This window comes from Acinetobacter calcoaceticus, from assembly GCF_051947995.1.
Lineage (GTDB): Bacteria > Pseudomonadota > Gammaproteobacteria > Pseudomonadales > Moraxellaceae > Acinetobacter.
On record NZ_JBLVVH010000002.1, the window covers coordinates 474310 to 492391 of the forward strand.

General features: G+C 43.2%; 17 protein-coding genes. 8 read left to right on the top strand and 9 right to left on the bottom strand.

What is annotated here, in order from left to right; translation table 11 throughout:
- Positions 1-56 precede the first annotated feature (56 nt).
- The gene (locus ACNQO6_RS05395; RefSeq protein ID WP_440208311.1) at positions 57-1415 is read right to left on the bottom strand and encodes an amino acid permease; all 1359 of its coding nucleotides are present in this window, start codon (positions 1413-1415) and stop codon (positions 57-59) included.
- Positions 1416-1786: 371 nt separating this feature from the next.
- Here ACNQO6_RS05395 and prpF point away from each other — a divergent pair, with 371 nt between their 5' ends.
- The 3 genes from prpF to ACNQO6_RS05410 all read left to right on the top strand — a co-directional run bounded on the left by prpF (position 1787) and on the right by ACNQO6_RS05410 (position 4875).
- Entirely contained in the window at positions 1787-2974 is a 1188-nt protein-coding gene (gene prpF / locus ACNQO6_RS05400; protein WP_440208312.1) for a 2-methylaconitate cis-trans isomerase PrpF, read from the top strand.
- A 160-nt stretch (positions 2975-3134) separates the two neighbouring features.
- Positions 3135-4052, top strand: coding sequence for a polyprenyl synthetase family protein (locus tag ACNQO6_RS05405; protein ID WP_440208313.1), 918 nt, complete (start codon positions 3135-3137; stop codon positions 4050-4052).
- A gap of 454 nt (positions 4053-4506) precedes the next feature.
- Positions 4507-4875 carry an MmcQ/YjbR family DNA-binding protein gene (locus tag ACNQO6_RS05410; protein ID WP_440208314.1) on the top strand — a complete coding sequence of 123 codons (369 nt, stop codon included), beginning with the start codon at positions 4507-4509 and terminating at the stop codon, positions 4873-4875.
- Between the two features lie 46 nt (positions 4876-4921).
- Here ACNQO6_RS05410 and ACNQO6_RS05415 read toward each other — a convergent pair whose 3' ends face one another.
- From ACNQO6_RS05415 to ACNQO6_RS05430, 4 genes are all read right to left on the bottom strand, one after another.
- On the bottom strand, positions 4922-5773 hold the full coding sequence (locus ACNQO6_RS05415) for an SPFH domain-containing protein (RefSeq protein ID WP_005227021.1): 852 nt from the start codon (positions 5771-5773) through the stop codon (positions 4922-4924).
- An 18-nt stretch (positions 5774-5791) separates the two neighbouring features.
- The gene (locus ACNQO6_RS05420) at positions 5792-6250 is read right to left on the bottom strand and encodes an NfeD family protein (protein ID WP_440208315.1); all 459 of its coding nucleotides are present in this window, start codon (positions 6248-6250) and stop codon (positions 5792-5794) included.
- Positions 6251-6428: 178 nt separating this feature from the next.
- The gene (locus ACNQO6_RS05425) at positions 6429-7346 is read right to left on the bottom strand and encodes a patatin-like phospholipase family protein (RefSeq protein WP_343581144.1); all 918 of its coding nucleotides are present in this window, start codon (positions 7344-7346) and stop codon (positions 6429-6431) included.
- A 62-nt stretch (positions 7347-7408) separates the two neighbouring features.
- Positions 7409-8035, bottom strand: coding sequence for a lysophospholipid acyltransferase family protein (locus ACNQO6_RS05430; RefSeq protein ID WP_343581146.1), 627 nt, complete (start codon positions 8033-8035; stop codon positions 7409-7411).
- 143 nt (positions 8036-8178) lie between these two features.
- Between ACNQO6_RS05430 and ACNQO6_RS05435 the strand changes: the two genes are divergently transcribed.
- The 5 genes from ACNQO6_RS05435 to ACNQO6_RS05455 all read left to right on the top strand — a co-directional run bounded on the left by ACNQO6_RS05435 (position 8179) and on the right by ACNQO6_RS05455 (position 14819).
- Positions 8179-9435 carry an MFS transporter gene (locus ACNQO6_RS05435; RefSeq protein WP_440208316.1) on the top strand — a complete coding sequence of 419 codons (1257 nt, stop codon included), beginning with the start codon at positions 8179-8181 and terminating at the stop codon, positions 9433-9435.
- Positions 9436-9777: 342 nt separating this feature from the next.
- Positions 9778-10884 (top strand): porin, encoded by a 1107-nt coding sequence (locus tag ACNQO6_RS05440; protein ID WP_440208317.1) that lies wholly within the window; start codon positions 9778-9780, stop codon positions 10882-10884.
- A 248-nt stretch (positions 10885-11132) separates the two neighbouring features.
- The gene (locus ACNQO6_RS05445) at positions 11133-12770 is read left to right on the top strand and encodes a phosphoethanolamine transferase (protein ID WP_440208318.1); all 1638 of its coding nucleotides are present in this window, start codon (positions 11133-11135) and stop codon (positions 12768-12770) included.
- Between the two features lie 14 nt (positions 12771-12784).
- The gene (locus tag ACNQO6_RS05450) at positions 12785-13462 is read left to right on the top strand and encodes a response regulator transcription factor (RefSeq protein ID WP_343581151.1); all 678 of its coding nucleotides are present in this window, start codon (positions 12785-12787) and stop codon (positions 13460-13462) included.
- A gap of 4 nt (positions 13463-13466) precedes the next feature.
- Complete coding sequence (locus tag ACNQO6_RS05455) at positions 13467-14819, top strand: ATP-binding protein (protein WP_440208319.1); 1353 nt, start codon at positions 13467-13469, stop codon at positions 14817-14819.
- 19 nt (positions 14820-14838) lie between these two features.
- On the opposite strand, the gene ACNQO6_RS05460 is transcribed toward ACNQO6_RS05455, so the two are convergent.
- The 4 genes from ACNQO6_RS05460 to ACNQO6_RS05475 form a co-directional block, all read right to left on the bottom strand.
- Positions 14839-15654, bottom strand: coding sequence for a serine/threonine protein kinase (locus tag ACNQO6_RS05460; RefSeq protein WP_440208320.1), 816 nt, complete (start codon positions 15652-15654; stop codon positions 14839-14841).
- A gap of 61 nt (positions 15655-15715) precedes the next feature.
- Positions 15716-16432 (bottom strand): phosphatase PAP2 family protein, encoded by a 717-nt coding sequence (locus ACNQO6_RS05465; protein WP_343579201.1) that lies wholly within the window; start codon positions 16430-16432, stop codon positions 15716-15718.
- A gap of 225 nt (positions 16433-16657) precedes the next feature.
- Positions 16658-17383 carry an amino acid ABC transporter ATP-binding protein gene (locus tag ACNQO6_RS05470; RefSeq protein ID WP_171062180.1) on the bottom strand — a complete coding sequence of 242 codons (726 nt, stop codon included), beginning with the start codon at positions 17381-17383 and terminating at the stop codon, positions 16658-16660.
- 14 nt (positions 17384-17397) lie between these two features.
- Positions 17398-18081, bottom strand: coding sequence for an ABC transporter permease subunit (locus tag ACNQO6_RS05475; protein ID WP_150955040.1), 684 nt, complete (start codon positions 18079-18081; stop codon positions 17398-17400).
- Between the last annotated feature and the right edge of the window lies 1 nt (position 18082).

Consider the following 18082-nt stretch of genomic DNA (forward strand, 5'->3'; position numbering starts at 1 on the left):
TATAAACAAAAAAGTGATTGCAGATGCAATCACTTTTTGAGAAAACCGATTAACTGTTAATTTTCAGTCTTACGATTTAAAAACTTATAAAAGATAAACATCAGTACAATCCAGATCGGAATCATCAGCACTGATTCTTTAAAGCCTTGCTGCCACATGATATAGAGCACAACACCAATAAATGCCAAGACCAGATAGTTACTGAATGGAGACCATAACGCTGGATATGAGGTTTTGATTTGTGCGGCTTTGATATGACGACGATATTTCAAATGGGTCAAACTGATCATTGCCCAGTTTAAAACCAAAGCACCCACCACGACATACATCAAATGACCTAAGGCATCTTCAGGCACAAAGTAGTTAAGTAACACGCAGCCAAAGATCAGGAACGCAGAGAGCAGTACTGCTGGAACTGGAACACCTTGCTTATTGGTTTTGGTAAATATCTTCGGTGCATTGCCTTGTTGGGCTAAACCAAAGACCATACGGCTATTGGCATACATTCCGCTGTTATAGACCGACAATGCCGCCGTCAGGATAATAAAGTTCAGTAAATGCGCGGCCCAACCGATCCCCATCTGACTGAAAATCATGACGAATGGACTCTTATCCAAACCGCCAAGATCGAGCTGGTTCCAAGGTACAAGGGACAACAGGATCGCCAGTGAACCGACATAGAATACCAAAATACGAATCACCACCTGGTTAATCGCTTTAGGAATCGTGGTCTTTGGATCTTTGGCTTCTGCTGCGGCCATACCGATCAGTTCAATTCCCCCAAAGGCAAACATCAAGAATGCCAACATGTAGAATAGCCCATCGAAGCCATGCGGGAAAAAGCCGCCTTGTGACCATAGGTTGCTAAATGAGGCTGTCGAATTTGCATCGGCAGTGAAAAGAAGGAACAGACCAAACAGGATCATGGCCACGACAGCTGTCACCTTGATGATCGCTAACCAGAACTCTGATTCACCATAGAATTTAACATTGGTCAGGTTGACTGCAGTAATCACCACAAAGAAAAACAAGACCGACTGCCAGGCGGGGATTTGCGGCCACCAGTAATTAATATATTTACCTACGGCGGTGAGCTCAGTCATTGCCACAAGGATGTAGAGCACCCAATAGTTCCAGCCCGTAATAAAGCCTGGAAATTTACCCCAATACTTATAAGCAAAATGGCTAAATGAACCTGCAACAGGTTCTTCAACAATCATTTCACCTAAATGACGCATGATTAGAAAAACAATCAAGCCGCCAATCGCATACCCCAAAATAATAGATGGTCCAGCAGACTGGATAATTTGCGCAGAACCTAAAAATAAGCCCGTACCAATTGCTCCACCCATGGCGATGAGTTGGATATGGCGGTTTTTTAGTCCACGCTGAAGTTGAGAAGAATCGTTGTTCAAAGGACTGAGCTCGACGAGGAATTAACTGGATTATTCTAATAGATTGATTGATTTTCGCCTAGTAAAAGTACAGCATTGCCATGACTGCAAAGTTGTTTTTAAAAGTTATTTAAAATTAAATATTTAGATTAATATTAATGTGAAATTTGCTTTATATTTATACCGTAAAATCCGATTCTTGTTTTTCCCGACGGATGGATTCGCATTTTTGCCATTGTACAAGTCATAAAAAATACTCAATATAATGCACAGATTTTATCCATGAAAATATAATCAGGCACCATTGGTCGTATGGTATTTATAACGGCTGTGCAGTAATTTGAGATGCAAAATACCGCTGCACCAAGAATATGATAAAAGGAAGAATGGACATGAGCTCAGTACCGCAAATCAAAGTCGCTGCAACCTATATGCGCGGTGGCACAAGTAAAGGGGTATTTTTCAAACTGGATGATTTACCCAAGGCGGCACAGGTAGCAGGCAAGGCACGTGATCAACTTCTTTTACGCGTGATTGGGAGTCCGGACCCTTATGGCAAGCAGATTGACGGGATGGGTGGCGCAACCTCCAGTACCAGTAAAACCGTGATTCTGGCAAAAAGTTCAGAGCCAGACCATGATGTGGATTATCTATTTGGACAAGTCTCCATTGATCAGCCATTTGTAGACTGGAGTGGCAACTGCGGCAACCTCACCGCTGCTGTGGGTTCATTTGCGATTTCTAATGGTTTGGTCGATGCCGACCGTATTCCTGAAAATGGTATCTGTACGGTACGCATCTGGCAGAAGAATATCCAGAAAACCATTATCGCACATGTACCTGTGACCAATGGTGAAGTACAGGAAACCGGTGATTTTGAACTGGACGGGGTAACGTTTCCGGCAGCAGAAGTTCAGATTGAATTCCTGGATCCTGCGGATGATGGTGAAGACGGCGGCGATATGTTCCCGACAGGAAATGTTGTGGATCAATTGACTGTCCCTGAGTTGGGTACCTTTGACGCAACATTTATTAATGCAGGCATTCCAACCATTTTTCTGAATGCCGAAGATATCGGTTATCAAGGGACAGAATTACAAGATCATATTAATGGTGATGCGGCTGCTTTAGCACGATTTGAAAAAATCCGTGCCTATGGCGCGGTGCACATGGGGCTGATTAAAGACATTTCAGAAGCAGCTGCACGTCAGCACACCCCTAAAATTGCATTTGTATCAAAACCAAAATCGTACACGTCTTCAAGTGGTAAAGCGGTTGCGAGCAGTGATGTCGATTTACTGGTTCGTGCCTTGTCGATGGGCAAGTTACATCATGCCATGATGGGAACCGCCGCGGTTGCAATTGGTACAGCTGCCGCCATTCCGGGGACGCTGGTGAATTTGGCGGCTGGGGGCGGTGAACGTGAAGCCGTTCGTTTTGGTCATCCTTCCGGTACCTTACGTGTGGGTGCTCAAGCCGAACTGATTGATGGCAAATGGGCGGTGAAAAAAGCCATTATGAGCCGTAGTGCGCGTGTATTGATGGAAGGCTGGGTGCGAGTACCTGAGGATACTTTCTAAGCACTGCTTGGAATGATGTGATAAAGCCTTCATTTGAAGGCTTTATTATTTGGAATCGATTAAAACTACAAATGCAATTTCTTCAGATAAATAGTGTTATGATGTCGCCATTCTGGCAAGTCTTGTCATTTTCCTTCCATTAAGATTTCCCGAGGCAATTGTGTCATCTATTTCTCAAGTTAATGCGGATGTTTTAAAACAAGCTCAACAACGTATTCAACAGGATTTATTGACAGCATTGGCTGCATTTTCGATTCCAGAACCTTTAAAAGCAGCTGTTCATCATGCCGTCATGCTTGGTGGAAAGCGGGTTCGTCCAGCACTCTGTTATGCCGCAGCGTCTTTGCAACCGAATCATAATTTTGCAGCGGCCCGCCGTGCAGCAGTTGCGGTTGAACTGATCCATTGTTATTCATTGGCACATGATGATTTGCCATGTATGGACAATGATTTACTGCGCCGTGGACAGCCGACTTGTCATGTCGCCTTTGGTGAAGATACGGCATTGCTGGCAGGTGATATTTTGCAGTCGATGGCCTTTGAAATTCTGGCCAGTCGTCTGTTTGATGAACAAGGCCAGGGAACTGAAGCCGCGATTGTGTTGAAGCAGGTACAGATCCTGGCGACCGCGAGTTCAAAAATGGTCTGTGGTCAGGTTCTGGATTTGCAGGCAGAAGGGGCCGGTAAGCAAGTTAATCAGGCTGAATTGGAAAATATTCACCGTAATAAAACCGGTGCCTTGATTCAGGCCGCGATCATGATGGGTGCTGTAACCATCTTTGCGGGCACGGATCAGGCAATTCCTAAATTACGTCAATTTGGACAAAGTATTGGGCTGGCGTTTCAGGTACAAGATGACATTCTGGATATTACCGCCAGCACAGAAACCTTGGGCAAAACTGCAGGTAAAGATGAGCAAACGCAGAAGTCGACCTATCCTGCCTTAATGGGGCTGGAAAAGGCACAAGTCTATGCGCAAAGTTTGCATGATCAGGCCTTTGACGCTTTAGCGTATTTTGGTGAAGATGCCAAAGAGCTGGTCGACATTTCAAAGTTTTTGCTAGCGCGTAAAAGTTGATATTCATTTCTTAAAATATGTATTCTGATTAATTATTTAAAGTAATGAGATAGCTTTAATTATCGAAATTTAATCTAGGTTACATATATTTATGTACATGTTAAATGTTCAAATTATTCGGTTCGTAGACTCATCTTTTCCTGGATGGGTTGAGTGTCTATTAACCGATACTTCGAATCGACAATGGTTTTTTATAGATAAAGTTCCTGTTTTTACGGAAATGAATTTGCATGAAACGAGTAGCTATCCACAGCATGGGCAGATTGCGTGTGAAATAATTCACTTATGGACTGAACAAGATGGGCAGAAACGTTGCATTATAACGACTGAACAACCTTGGGGAATTTCGGCAAAGGATGGTGAAGTAGAGTTCGAAGTGTTTTATGATCAACTAAAATGAAAAAAGCAGAGTCAAATAATAAAATTCATTTTAATAATAACAGGATATATTGTAATGAATCAGAACCAACTCGAACAATGCGCGTTGCACTATGCGCAAAACCTACCTTTTGCAATCCAGTCGCAACCTTTTGGTCCCGAATTTGAGGTATTCAAAGTCTTTGACAAAATGTTTATGTATATCGGGTTTAATGCCGGAAAGTTGCTTGTCACGGTGAAATGTAAGCCAGAGAAAAATCTGGAATATCAGGAACTCTATTCTGCGATTTCAGCGGGTTATCACATGAATAAGAAACACTGGATTTCGATTGCCTGTAGTCCAGAGCTTAGCCCTGATCTGGTACAGGATCTCATTCAGGATTCCTATGATCTCATCATAGCGAAGCTACCACTTAAAACCCGGAAGCTGATCGGGAGTGTTTAAATAAAAAAAGCAGCGTTTATGCTGCTTTTTTTATTGGATGCATAGCTTAATGTTTGCCCATGATGCCACGGATGGCATTGAGTACATCGGCTGGCAAAACCACCGTTTTGGCATTGCCAGATTTAGATAAATCCTGCATTGCTTTTACGTATTGTTCACCGAGCAGATACGCCACAGGGATTTCTTTATCACCTACCGCACTGGTCACCATTTCAATGGCACGTTGTGAAGACTCAGCGAGAACAACCTGTGCTTCTGCATCACGACGCGAAGCTTCCAAACGACCATCTGCTTCCAGAATTGCAGCCTGTTTTTCACCATCCGCTTTGGTCACAGTCGCACGACGCTGACGTTCAGCGGCTGCTTGTGCTTCCATCGCCGCCTGCATGGTGTGTGAAGGTTGAATATCCTGGATTTCAACAGTTTTCAGGGTAATACCCCAATCTGAAATATCATCAGAAATGGCCGCTTTAAGTTTTGCCTTGATATGATCACGCGAAGAAAGCGCATCATCCAGATCCATTTCACCCACGATTGAACGAAGTGAAGTCTGCACCAGATTTTGAATTGCCCAAGTATAGTTCTCAATCCCGTACACCGCTTTTTCTGGTGTGGTCAGATTGATATACGCTACGGCATTCATCACCAACACCGCATTGTCACGGGTAATCACTTCTTGTGAAGGAATATCCAGAACAATATCTTTGGTGGTAATTTTATATGCCACTTCATCCACATAAGGAATCACGAAATTTAGGCCTGGACTCAACGTGGTATGGTATTTACCTAAACGTTGCACAATCCATTTATAACCTTGGGGAACAATACGTACCCCTTTAAAAATAGTTACACCGATAAAAGCTAAAAAAGCTAAAACAACAATCGTACCGACAGACATTAGAAACCCTCTTTGTGTTTATGACGTATGAGGTTGAACGACTAAATCATTACCCAAAATATCAACCACGCGAACGCGATCACCGACTTGTACCGGAGTTATACAACGACAATGCCATTCATCAGAACCTAAAACAGGGATCGGAAAGCGTACAATAATTTGTCCATGCTCAAGTCCGGTCTGGATCACCATCCCCACTTGACCGATGGTTGCTTCGCGAGGGAGACCTGCTTTGGTTTTATCAATCGACAGCGGTTTGATAAATTTGAACCAGAGAATCGTACATAAAATAGATAAAATACCCCAAGTAATCACTTGGGTGGTAAAACCCATCATTGGGAAAAGCCACAGTAAAATACACACCATGACTGCTGCTATGCCAAACCACAATGCAGCAAAAGCAGGCAAAATCAGTTCTGAAAGAATCAGTAAAATCCCTAATACAAACCAGTGCCAAGGTTCAACTACAAATTCCATAGATTTGCTCGCATAACTAAACGGAGTAGAGGTGAAAAAATATTCACCTTAGCACTGTAGCAGATGATTATCTTTATGAATATGAAAAGATTGTTTTTTTAGGCATTGCGGCTGCTGATGATTAAAGATCTTGCACATATTGCAAGTTTTATCGTTCTCAACAGCCTTTTAGGAGAGATTAGAATTTTGGTCGTGGTGCCGGTTTTAACGCTGCAGGAGATTTCTTAAATGCGGTAATTGCATTTTGAATCGCTGTGATCTTGGCCTGAGCAGCTTTTTCACCTTCTAAAATGGCTTCATTACTCGATTTAAGATCTAGGACGCCTAGATGGCCCACTTTAGGTTGAATCACAATGGTTGCTTGATTCAGTTCTTCATTAATGCTTTGTTGACCCATAATATTAATGGTCTGGTCTAATAAGCCCCACATACTGAGCGGTTTACCACCGACAGGTCGTGCAGAAATATCCACCGCAATCACGATATCGGCACCCATATCCTTCGCGGTTTTTACCGGAATTGGGCTGACTAAACCACCATCCACATATTTGGTTTTGCCGATGACCGCAGGGACAAAGACATTGGGGATACTGCAAGAGGCACGTACTGCCTGACCGGCATTACCTTTAATAAACTCGGCTTTTTTGCCACTGTCTAAACGGGTGGCGACTGCAGCAAAACGAATCGGGAATTGCTCAATCGGTTTATTGCCCACTTGGCTATTCACATAATTCTGGAGTTTCTGTCCGAGAATAATACCTTGACTATTTATAGTTAAGTCACGCAAATCAGATTCTTGCAGTTTTAAAGCCAGATTTTGCATTTGATAAGGTGTTTGACCGCTGGCATAAATACTGCCGACAAAGCTGCCTGCACTGGTGCCTGTCACAATTTTCGGTTTGATGCCATGTGATTCTAAGACTTTAATCACACCAATATGGGCAAAGCCTTTGGCACCGCCACCACCTAATGCCAGTGCAACTACAGGTTCACGTCCCTGAATTGCAGATGTAGGCGGTGTTTTTTTCGTGATTTGATCACAACCAAATAAAGCAAGACCAAGAACAGCCAAGCAAGACAGTCGAGCAACGTTCATAACAAATGCAGATAAAATGTACAAAAAGATGGGCACATCAGAGCAGATTTGCCCTCAATTTTCTAGTTTTTTTTAACAAGTTTTTGTAAGGGTTCTGCCAGCCAATCCGGATTTTTCGGCGAGAAGTGACCGACATAACGTTGCATGATCTGTTCGAGATCTTGCTGGTAATGACCTGTCGGGGTAAATGCCCCCAAACAATAAATGGTTTTATGGTCATAATCAAAAGCAAACATCACAATCGGAATGCCGGCTGCATGTGCAATGTGATAGAAGCCACTTTTCATTTTCTCGGCTTTTTTACGTGTGCCTTCGGGTGCCATACCGACCCAGATTTTGTCGTGCTGTTGAATGGTGGCAACCACTTGTTCGGTTAGACCATGTGCACTATCGCGGCGAACCGGAATCAGTCCCGCCCAGTTTAATAGGGGCTGGAGAGGTGGCTTGAATAGAGTATCTTTACCTAATACGGTAATTTTCAATCCCAATCCACCAATCGCCAGAAAGCCATACCAGCCGTCGATATTGGAGGTATGTGGAGAAATGATGGCCACTGCTTTAGGCAGGTTGGGAATTTCTCCTACGACCGTCCAGCCTTGGGCAAGGAAGAGTTTTTTACACAAGGCACGGCTATAGGCTGTGCCACGTTGTGGAACCAGGGGCGGTAAATCTGGAAAATGTTGTGGCATACATGAATATAAATAATGACAACTCTATTCATGTTAAACGCTGATGACAGCGACTGCATTGGCAAAAAATAAGATTTTATTGCCAGAAGAATGAAAGGATTGGATACTGGAGGCCCGTTATTGCCTCGCTCTGGAAACTGAAAATGCCGAATCTTCGACAGGTTTACATTTTATTGTTTTCTTTGTATTGGGCGCAGGGTCTGCCTGTAGGCTTTATGACTCATGCCTTGCCCGTGATTTTGAGGGCACAAGGCGTCTCCCTGGCTCATATTGGTGGCTTTGGCTTGTTGATGCTGCCGTGGTCGATCAAGATCTTTTGGGCGGCTTATGTTGATCGTCTGGCCTTATCATCCCGATTAGGGCATTACCGCAGCTGGATTATTCCCACACAATTATCCAGTGTGCTGATCCTGATTATTTTGTCCTTTTTCCCGATTCAGGCATTGGATCAACCCGGCTATCTACTGCTTTTCTTTGTCTTACTTTTTTTAATGAATTTAACGGGTGCCACGCAGGATATTGCAACTGATGGGTTGGCAGTCAACTTACTCAAAACAGATCAACAACACTGGGGCAATACCTTTCAGGTGATTGGATCACGCCTTGGGTTTATCGTGGGTGGCGGGGCAGTGCTCTGGTGTCTGGACTGGTTACACTGGCAAACCACCTTTCTGGCGTTGGCCTTGTTGGTATTTATTAATACTTTACCCGTATTGTTATACCGTGAGCCTACGCATGCAAACTCAGCTACAAGAACGCAGACATCTTCTGTGTCCTTGTTGCAGGCAGTGAAGGCCTATTTTAACTATTTTCAATCGTCAGCAGAATTAAAAGCCTGGTTACTGGTCCTGATCAGTTTTAAAGTGGCTGACGGGCTTTCAGGGCCTTTATTAAAGCCACTGATGGTGGATATGGGGTTGAACTTCACCCAGATCGGGGTTTACATCACTATGCTCGGTGCAGTCGCTGCACTGCTTGGGGCGGGGATGGCGGGATTGCTTCTTAGGCATTATTCCAGAATCGCCTGTTTGATGGTCTTCTCTATTCTAAAAATAAGCAGTTTGATTGCTTATGCAGTGATTGCTTACAGCTATGAACGCCATGTGCAGATTGCCCCAAGCTGGTTATATGCTGTCAATGCCTTTGAAGATGCTTGTTCTGCCATGCTGTTGGTGGTGATGCTGACACTGGTCATGCAATATAGTCGTAAAAAATTTGCGGGAACGGACTTTACTTTTCAGGTCTCGATCATGGCGACTGTCAGTGGTTTGCTGTATTTAATCAGTGGAATGATCGGAGATATGGTGGGCTATTATCGATATTTAAGTGTTATTTGTATGGTTGCGATTGTTTGCTTATGGCCGATTTTTTATTGGAAAAATAAAGTAAGCCCAGTTTAAATTTTTATTACAAATATATTGTTAAACATCATAGAAATGAAACAAAGCATGAGCGTGTTTAAGTTTGCTTTATCTTGATATTCCCTATTTTTAGTCTGAAATGAAGAATTTTCTGAATTGAGATCGTTTTCATCATGTCCTGCCAATTTGCATTATTAATTATTTGATACAGCAATTAATTTATTCATATATAAAGAGATAAAATGAAATTAAGCTCATCGGCCCATGATGTATAAAAATTAAACTTTAGTCGAAATTAGAATAAATAAATAAGATTTTAATCGTTTTGTCATATAAAGTTCATGTGTAGGATTTGTTACAAATTAAACCAGGATGTAAACAATGAAAATCAAAATTGTAACAGCAGCAGTGCTTAGTTTACTGGCAACCACAACATTTGCAGCGCCCACCTTTTACGGGGAGATCGATGCCAGTGTGGATTATTTACCAGAAAAAAATGCAACAAAATCGAATAAAGATGTTTGGGAGATTAGCTCAAACAGTTCATTCCTTGGTCTTAAGGGCGATGAAAAGCTGACTGACCGTTTAAGCGCTGTGTATGCGATTGAATGGGGCTTTAGCGCTGATGGCGATAGCAGTGACTGGACCCAGCGTAACCGCTTTGTGGGTTTAAAAGATGCACAGTTCGGTACCTTAAAAATTGGTAAGCATGATACCCCGGTAAAACAATTATCCAGTGTAGTCGATACCTTTAATAACTATGTGGCGAACAAAGCCGATATCGGGGGTATTTTCACTGGTGAAAACCGTATTGATAATGTAGTGGTTTATGAGTCGCCAGCAGTCAAATTACTGGATGGTGCATTCAAGTTAAATGCTTTACTTGCAACAGGGGAGTCTTCTGGGATTAAGGCGACGAGCGGTGGTGCAAAAGTTGCAGGCCGTGGCTTGGGTGATGCATGGTCAGCATCGGTGACCTATGAGAATCCATTGCTGGTGGCGGGTATTGGTTACGATAAAGCCATTCCAAGTAACTTCCTCGGTCGTGGCTTCCTCAACGCAGCTGAACCTGCAATTACAGGGGGCAGTCTATTTGCAGCAGCAAATACGGTGCGTGCCATTGGTAAAGTTACCCCGGTTGACGGCTTGGCATTAAAAGCTCTTTATCAAAGCTCTGAAGTAGAAAAAGCTGAAGGAAATGCAGCAGGTTCAGAAAATATTGACGATGCACAAGGCTGGTTAGTGGGTGCTGAATATAATCTTCCACAAGCGAAAAACTGGACAGTCAAAGGTCAATATAGCCAGAATGACACCAGTTTTAAAAATAATACAGCCGACTTTAAAGCAAAGCAGGTGATTGCCGGAGCAGACTATGCTTTCAATAAGCAAGTCAAGACCTATGGTTATGCCGGTTATCTAACCCTTGAGCAAGCCAGTAAAAAAGACAAACAACCTGTGGCAGGCTTAGGTCTGGAATTTAAATTCTAAGCTGCCATTTTTAGCCAACGCCCTTTAAGGTTACTTAAAGGGCGTTTTTTATTGATTCATAAAATGATAGTAAATCGCAATAAATAGCATTAAACTATTTTTAGAAAACAAGATGTTATTAAAACTTTTATTAAAATTATGGCTGCATCAAGTATCTGGATATTGCTTCTGATGCGGTTTAAGTCATTTTTAAGTTTTTATTCTTATCTTTACAACACTAAGAAATTTATTTTTAGAACACGATGCCTATGTTGCTGCAAAGACTCAAAACAAAGCCCATTTCATTACTGACCTTTAATGTATTACTTGCCATCTGGTTAGGGATTTTCCTGAACTTCGCATTTTATAAAAAGATGTTGGCATTAACACCGTATACAGGTATTAAGGCTGGACTTTTTGTTGCTGCTTCAGTGGGGGTTGTCACTGCTTTATATGCTTTTATTTTTCAGCTATTGAGCTGGAAATGGACCGCAAAACTACTGGCGATTGCTCTGGTCTTTATTGGTGGTTTTGCTGCCTATGCAGTCAATACATTAGGTGTCTGGATTACTTCCGATCAGATTCAAAACCTGATGCAAACCAACTTCGCGGAGGCACGCGATACCTGGTCCTGGCGTTTGCTGATCTGGATGGTCGGGATGGTGCTGCTGCCGATTTTGGTAATCTTGATGACTAAAATCAAATCTGAGTCGATCCCGCGGCAACTGTTTAAAAAATTGATTGCATCTGTCATTTCTCTGGCTCTGGTCGGTGGATTGTTATTTGTTTTCTATGTCGATTTCGCAGCTATTTTTCGTGAGAATCGCGATATCAAAGGCATGATCTCTCCTCAAAATATGATTGCCTCTTCGGTGTCGTATTATAAAAAGAAGGCGCCTAAACAGAATTTACCATTGGTGCATTATGGTGAAGATGCGCAACGAACTCCGATTGCAAAAGGTTTGCCTAAACTGATGGTATTGGTGGTCGGTGAAACAGCCCGTGCAGAAAATTTCTCTTTAAATGGTTATGCCAAAGAGACCAATCCGAAATTAGCCAAGCAAAATATTATCAATTTCTCACAAGTCAGTTCATGCGGTACGGCAACCGCTGTGTCGGTACCGTGTATGTTTTCAGGTATGCCGAGAGAAGATTATGATGAGCAGCTAGCAAGCCATCGTGAAGGTCTATTGGATATTGCGAAACGTGCAGGATATCAGGTGACCTGGATTGACAATAATTCGGGCTGCAAGGGTGCATGTGACCGTGTGGAACAGTTCAAAATCCCTGAGCCAATCCAGCAGAAATGGTGTAAGGAGGGCGAATGTCTGGATGATATCCTGATTGATAGCCTGAAAGCATATCTGGCGGGTATTCCGAAAGATGATACCCGACCGCGTTTGGTTGTATTACACCAGATGGGCAGTCATGGTCCCGCCTATTATGAACGTATTCCGCCAGCATTCCGCGTATTCAAGCCAACATGTGATACCAATGCGATTCAAGGCTGTACGCAGGAAGCACTGATTAACAGTTATGATAATACCTTGCTTTATACCGATTATGTGCTGGATTCATTGATCGAAACCTTGAAAAATACCACCCAATACCAAACGGGTTTGTGGTATCTATCTGATCATGGTGAATCGACAGGTGAGAGCGGGATGTATTTGCATGGCGCGCCTTATGCCATTGCGCCGACTCAGCAGACGCATGTACCGATGTTGATGTGGTTCTCAAGCGCATGGCAACAACAGGCTAACCAACAGATGACATGTCTGGCCCAACAACGTAAAAATAAACTGAGCCAAGATAATCTGTTCCCGACCTTGTTAAGTTTGCTGGATGTAAAAACCAAAGTAATTAATGCTAAAGATGACATGTTAGAAACATGTGCTAACCCATAAGGTGAAATGAAATCATGACCAAGATCTTGATGATAGAAGATGATTTTATGATTGCAGAGTCAACATTGACCTTACTGCGATATCATCAGTTTGACGTGGAATGGGTCAATAACGGAGTCGATGGACTGGCTTTGTTAACCAAGCAATCTTTTGATCTGGTACTTTTGGATTTGGGGCTGCCACTCATGGATGGGATGCAGATCCTGAAACAGATTCGTCAACGCAGTTCATTGCCTGTCCTGATTATTTCAGCCAGAGACCAACTGCAAAACCGGGTAGATGGCTTGAATCAGGGGGCAGATGACTACCTGATTAAACCATACGAATTTGATGAGCTGTTAGCCCGTATTAATGCCTTATTACGCCGTGGCAATGTTGAAACCGCACAGTTGAAGAATCAGTCGCAACTGTTAAAAAGTGGTGAGCTTATTCTGGATGTTGAACAGCATCTGGCAACATTCAAAGGTCAGCAGATTGAGCTTTCCAATCGGGAATGGGCGATTCTGATCCCAATGGTTTCGCATCCGAATAAAATTTTCTCTAAAGCAAATTTAGAAGATAAGCTGTATGATTTCGACAGTGAAGTCACCAGTAATACCATTGAAGTGTATGTACACCACTTGCGTGCCAAACTGGGTAAAGATTTCATCCGGACCATTCGTGGTTTAGGTTATCGTTTGGGGCAGTCATAATCCGATGCAAAAAAGCCGACATTATTCGCTAAAGAAAAGACTGATCTGGGGAACCTCCATATTTAGCGTGGTGTTAGGTTGTTTTCTGATTTTGGCCGCTTATAAAATTTCCTTGCATGAGGTCGATGAAATTTTAGATACGCAAATGCAGTATATGGCTGAGCGCTCGATCTCTCAGCCTTTGACTACTGTTTCAAGTCGTGTTGAATTGCATCGTACCTATCATGAAGAAGATTTACTGATTGATATCTGGGCTTATAAAGACCAGAGTCATTTATGGCACCAGACCCATCTCTTGGTTCCGCCAGTCAAGCAGGCTGGGTTTTACACCCAGAATACTCCACAGGGGAAATGGCGTGTTTATGTCATTCCACTTAAAGATTATCAGATTCAGGTCAGCCAACAAGAGCAGGTACGCCATGCTTTTGCGTGGGAACTGGCGGGCAGCATGTTCATTCCTTATATCCTGTTGCTGCCTGTCGCGATTATTGTATTGGCCTTTATCATCAGTCTCAGTCTGAAACCGCTGGATGAATTTAAGGAAGAATTGACTCAGCGTGATTCCGATGGCTTATCACCGATTGATGTGAAAGATTATCCACAAGAGTTATTACCGACCATTGAAGAAATGAACCGTTTGTTTGAACGGATTCAGCATGCGCAAACCGAACAGAAGCAGTTTATTGCCGATGCAGCACATGAGCTGAGGACACCTGTCACGGCATTGAATTTGCAAACCCGTATCTTGATTAGCCAGTTTCCTGAACATGAATCTTTGCAGAATCTCAGTAAGGGGCTCGCCCGTATCCAGCATCTGGTGACTCAGCTTCTCGCCTTGGCTAAACAGGATGTCGCACTCAGCCTGATTGAACCGAATACCAATTTTCGTCTTAATGATGTGGCGTTAAATTGTGTGGAGCAACTGGTCAATCTGGCCATGCAGAAAGAAATTGATCTCGGCTTTGAGCGTAATGATTTAATTGAAATGCAAAGTCTTGAATCGACGGTACATTCGATTATTTTTAACCTGATTGACAATGCAATTAAGTACACACCAGAGCAGGGGATCATCAATATTTCAGTCTATAGTGATTCTGAAGATTTTGCCTATATCCAGATCGAAGACAGCGGTACAGGGATTGATCCGGAACAATATGACAAGGTCTTAAAGCGTTTCTACCGTGTGCATCACCATTTAGAGGTGGGCAGCGGACTGGGCTTATCAATTGTGGATAAAGCGACCCAGCGTTTGGGTGGGGTACTGACCTTATCGAGAAGTATTGAGCTGGGTGGATTATCGGTATTGGTCAAATTACCGAAAAAGCTTGTTCATCATGAAGATAAAACAAGCGGATAACCTGGCGAATTAGGACGCTTTAATTTACTGACGGTGTTGTTTCGGCTTGTTCGCGTAAATAACGTAGGAACAGCACACATTTCTGAATACGCTTACCGTCATTACCGACCTTGCTGACATTAAAGCGCAGCACCCAGTTTAAACGTTTACCCACTTTACAAATATCTTTATAGACTTGTGGTTCGGCCAGCAACGCTTGATAGAGTTGCTGGCTGGCCTGTTCAAGCTGTTCAAACTCAAAATGATAGGCTGTTGAAAAAATAAATAATAACCAGTCACGTACAAAGCAGTCATGCAGGCTGAGTACATCTTTCGGATCGGTTTCAAAGTCAATAAAGGTAAACTGGTCCTGTTGATCGACCAGAATGTTACGCGCAAAAGCTTCGCTTAAATAACCTTGTTGCTGATGAATATAACTAATGGCTTGAATGGCCTGATCAAATAAAGCATGTCTGGCTTCAGGGTGTCCTTTCAGACTACCTAGCTTTTGATCGAGCTGGCTCACAGGACTTTGACGTTGTGAGCCGACATCTTCCAATAAAATTCCCTTTTTGGATACTGCCAATACATTCGGGGTCGAGATACCTAGCGCTTTGAGTTGTTGAATGCGTTTGAACTCGCATTGAATGGCCTTCGCTCCGCCCTGATTGGGGACAGGGGTAATTGCCCCTAGATTAAAGATTTTGGCCAGCCATTTCAGCGGCGTATAGAGCCATAGTCCGTGACGTTCAGAGGCCTTTTTTAACCATACTTTGCGTAAGCCTAATTCATAAGATTGAATAGAGTCTTGTTGGGAAGCAAAAGTAGATTCTAAAAATATTTGAAAGTCAGACATACGACAGCAAAAATATCCTAATGTGGGCAAAATTCAGTGCTCGCTCAATGAGCACTGCTTGTCACTTTACCACATCAGATGCCAAGAAAGGTACTGTATCGCGCTTTGCTGCGTGTTGATGATGCTTATAAGTGAATGTATAACATACTAAATTAATCGCAACACAGACCCACGCTGTCCACAGGTTATGACTGAGGAAGTGGGCACCACGCATCATCTGTGCCCAGCCCATTGCGAAACCAATCAGCATTCCGGCAAACAGATAGAACCACGCTCTGCGCTTTTGATCGAGGCGATAGACAAAATAACCAGTGATCAATGCAAAACCTGTACTGGCATGTCCACCTGGGAAACAATGTCCAGCAGTTGCAGAGAAATCCCACACAAAACCCGTTACGGTTTCATGAGTCATATACCACGGGCAGGCTTGGGAAGAATGCGCTTTCAGCAATCCTATGATGCAGGTGCATAGCATACTGACCCAAAACATATAGCCATATTGCCAGCGTTGAGCCTTCAGTTTTTCAACTTTAAATGAAGCACACCAGAGCAAGAAAAAGATCACGTAGATGGCAGTTAAAAGCTGTTTAACGTAACTATGGTTAAGTTGTTCCAGAAACCAGTCATGTTTATAAGGAAAATCACCATGCAGGCTAACCCAAGGCGCGATCAAATGAAGGTCAATTGCTCCGCCTACAGGAAACACCAACAGTAAAATAAAAAAACTGATAAAAAGTAAAAAGCTCGTCCATAAGAAAAAAGGCGTTCTTAGAATCATGGAACATACTGTTAAGGTGAGATAGACATCTCACTATTTAATTCCTAAAAGCTTAATCTGCTCTTAAATTTATATAAAAAAATGTTGGGTGAATAGTTGGTTAGAAACGTTTAAAGATTGTAGAAATCTGGAGGACGAGTTTGAGCATTTTATCAAATAATGCTTGATCTTTATTCAATAAAAAGCAGCCTGTTAGGCTGCTTTATTTGTCGGATATTGTTTAGGTTAGTGCAAAATTTTATCGAGAAACTGCTGCGCACGTTCGCCACGTGGCGTACCAAAGAATTCATCTTTGGAGCAGTCTTCAACAATTTTACCCTGATCCATAAAGATAATCCGGTTAGCCACCTGACGGGCAAAGCCCATTTCATGGGTCACACACATCATGGTCATGCCTTCTTTGGCCAGTCCGACCATGACATCCAGTACTTCGTTGATCATTTCCGGATCGAGTGCCGAAGTCGGTTCATCAAACAGCATGGCAATCGGGTCCATACTCAGCGCACGTGCAATCGCCACCCGTTGCTGTTGCCCGCCTGAAAGCTGGGCCGGATATTTGTTGGCATGGGCACTGAGTCCAACACGGTCCAGATAAGCCAGCCCTTTTTTATTGGCTTCTGCTTCCGAACGCCCCAAGACCTTGATCTGGGCAATGGTCAGGTTTTCGGTAATACTCAGATGAGGAAACAGTTCAAAATGCTGAAACACCATACCGACCCGGCTACGCAGTTTGGTCATATCGGTTTTGGGTTCGTGCACGGGTACGCCATCGACAAAGATTTTACCCTGTTGAAAGGGTTCCAGCCCATTGACCGTTTTAATCAAGGTGGACTTTCCTGAACCTGAGGGACCACAGACCACCACCACTTCACCTTGACGGATCTGGGTGCTGCAATCGGTCAGTACCTGAAACTGGTCGTACCATTTACTGACATTTTGGAGGTCTATCATTACTTTATTGTCGCTCATACCCGTAACCTCCTTTGTAAACGTTTAACTGCGAATGTCGCAATGGCGCTGATGCTAAAGTACACAAGTCCTGCAAATAGAATATATTGGGTAAGCAAGGACATTAAATCTCCACGAACATAAGTTGTTCTGAAAAAGTCGAGCAGACCAATGGCATACACCATGGTGGAATCCTGAAACAGGATAATGGTTTGCTGAAGTAATAACGGCATCATTTTTCTAAAAGCCTGTGGCAGGATAATCAGGCGCATCGATTGTCCATAACTCATGCCCAACGCGGATGCCGCTGCAGCCTGTCCTTTCGGAATCGACTGGATACCGGCACGGACAATTTCAGAAAAATAAGCGGCTTCAAACAGCATAAACGCCACAATACTGGAAACCAGTGCGGTATCAATGGTTAGATACTGGCCTGTTGCAGCGGTATAGATAAAGGGAACGGCAAAATAAAACCACATCAGCACCAGCAGCAGGGGGATGGAACGGAACAGGTTGACATAAGCCTGTGCAATCACATTCAGGATCCTGATGGATGACAGACGCATTAATGCCAGCAGCGTACCAATGGCAATACCACCAATGGTGGCGATGACCACGACTTTTAAGGTAATGCTGAAACCATGCCAGAGAGCCGGTCCGGACTGCTGTAAATCACTGAGAAAAGAAGTGAACCACTCCATG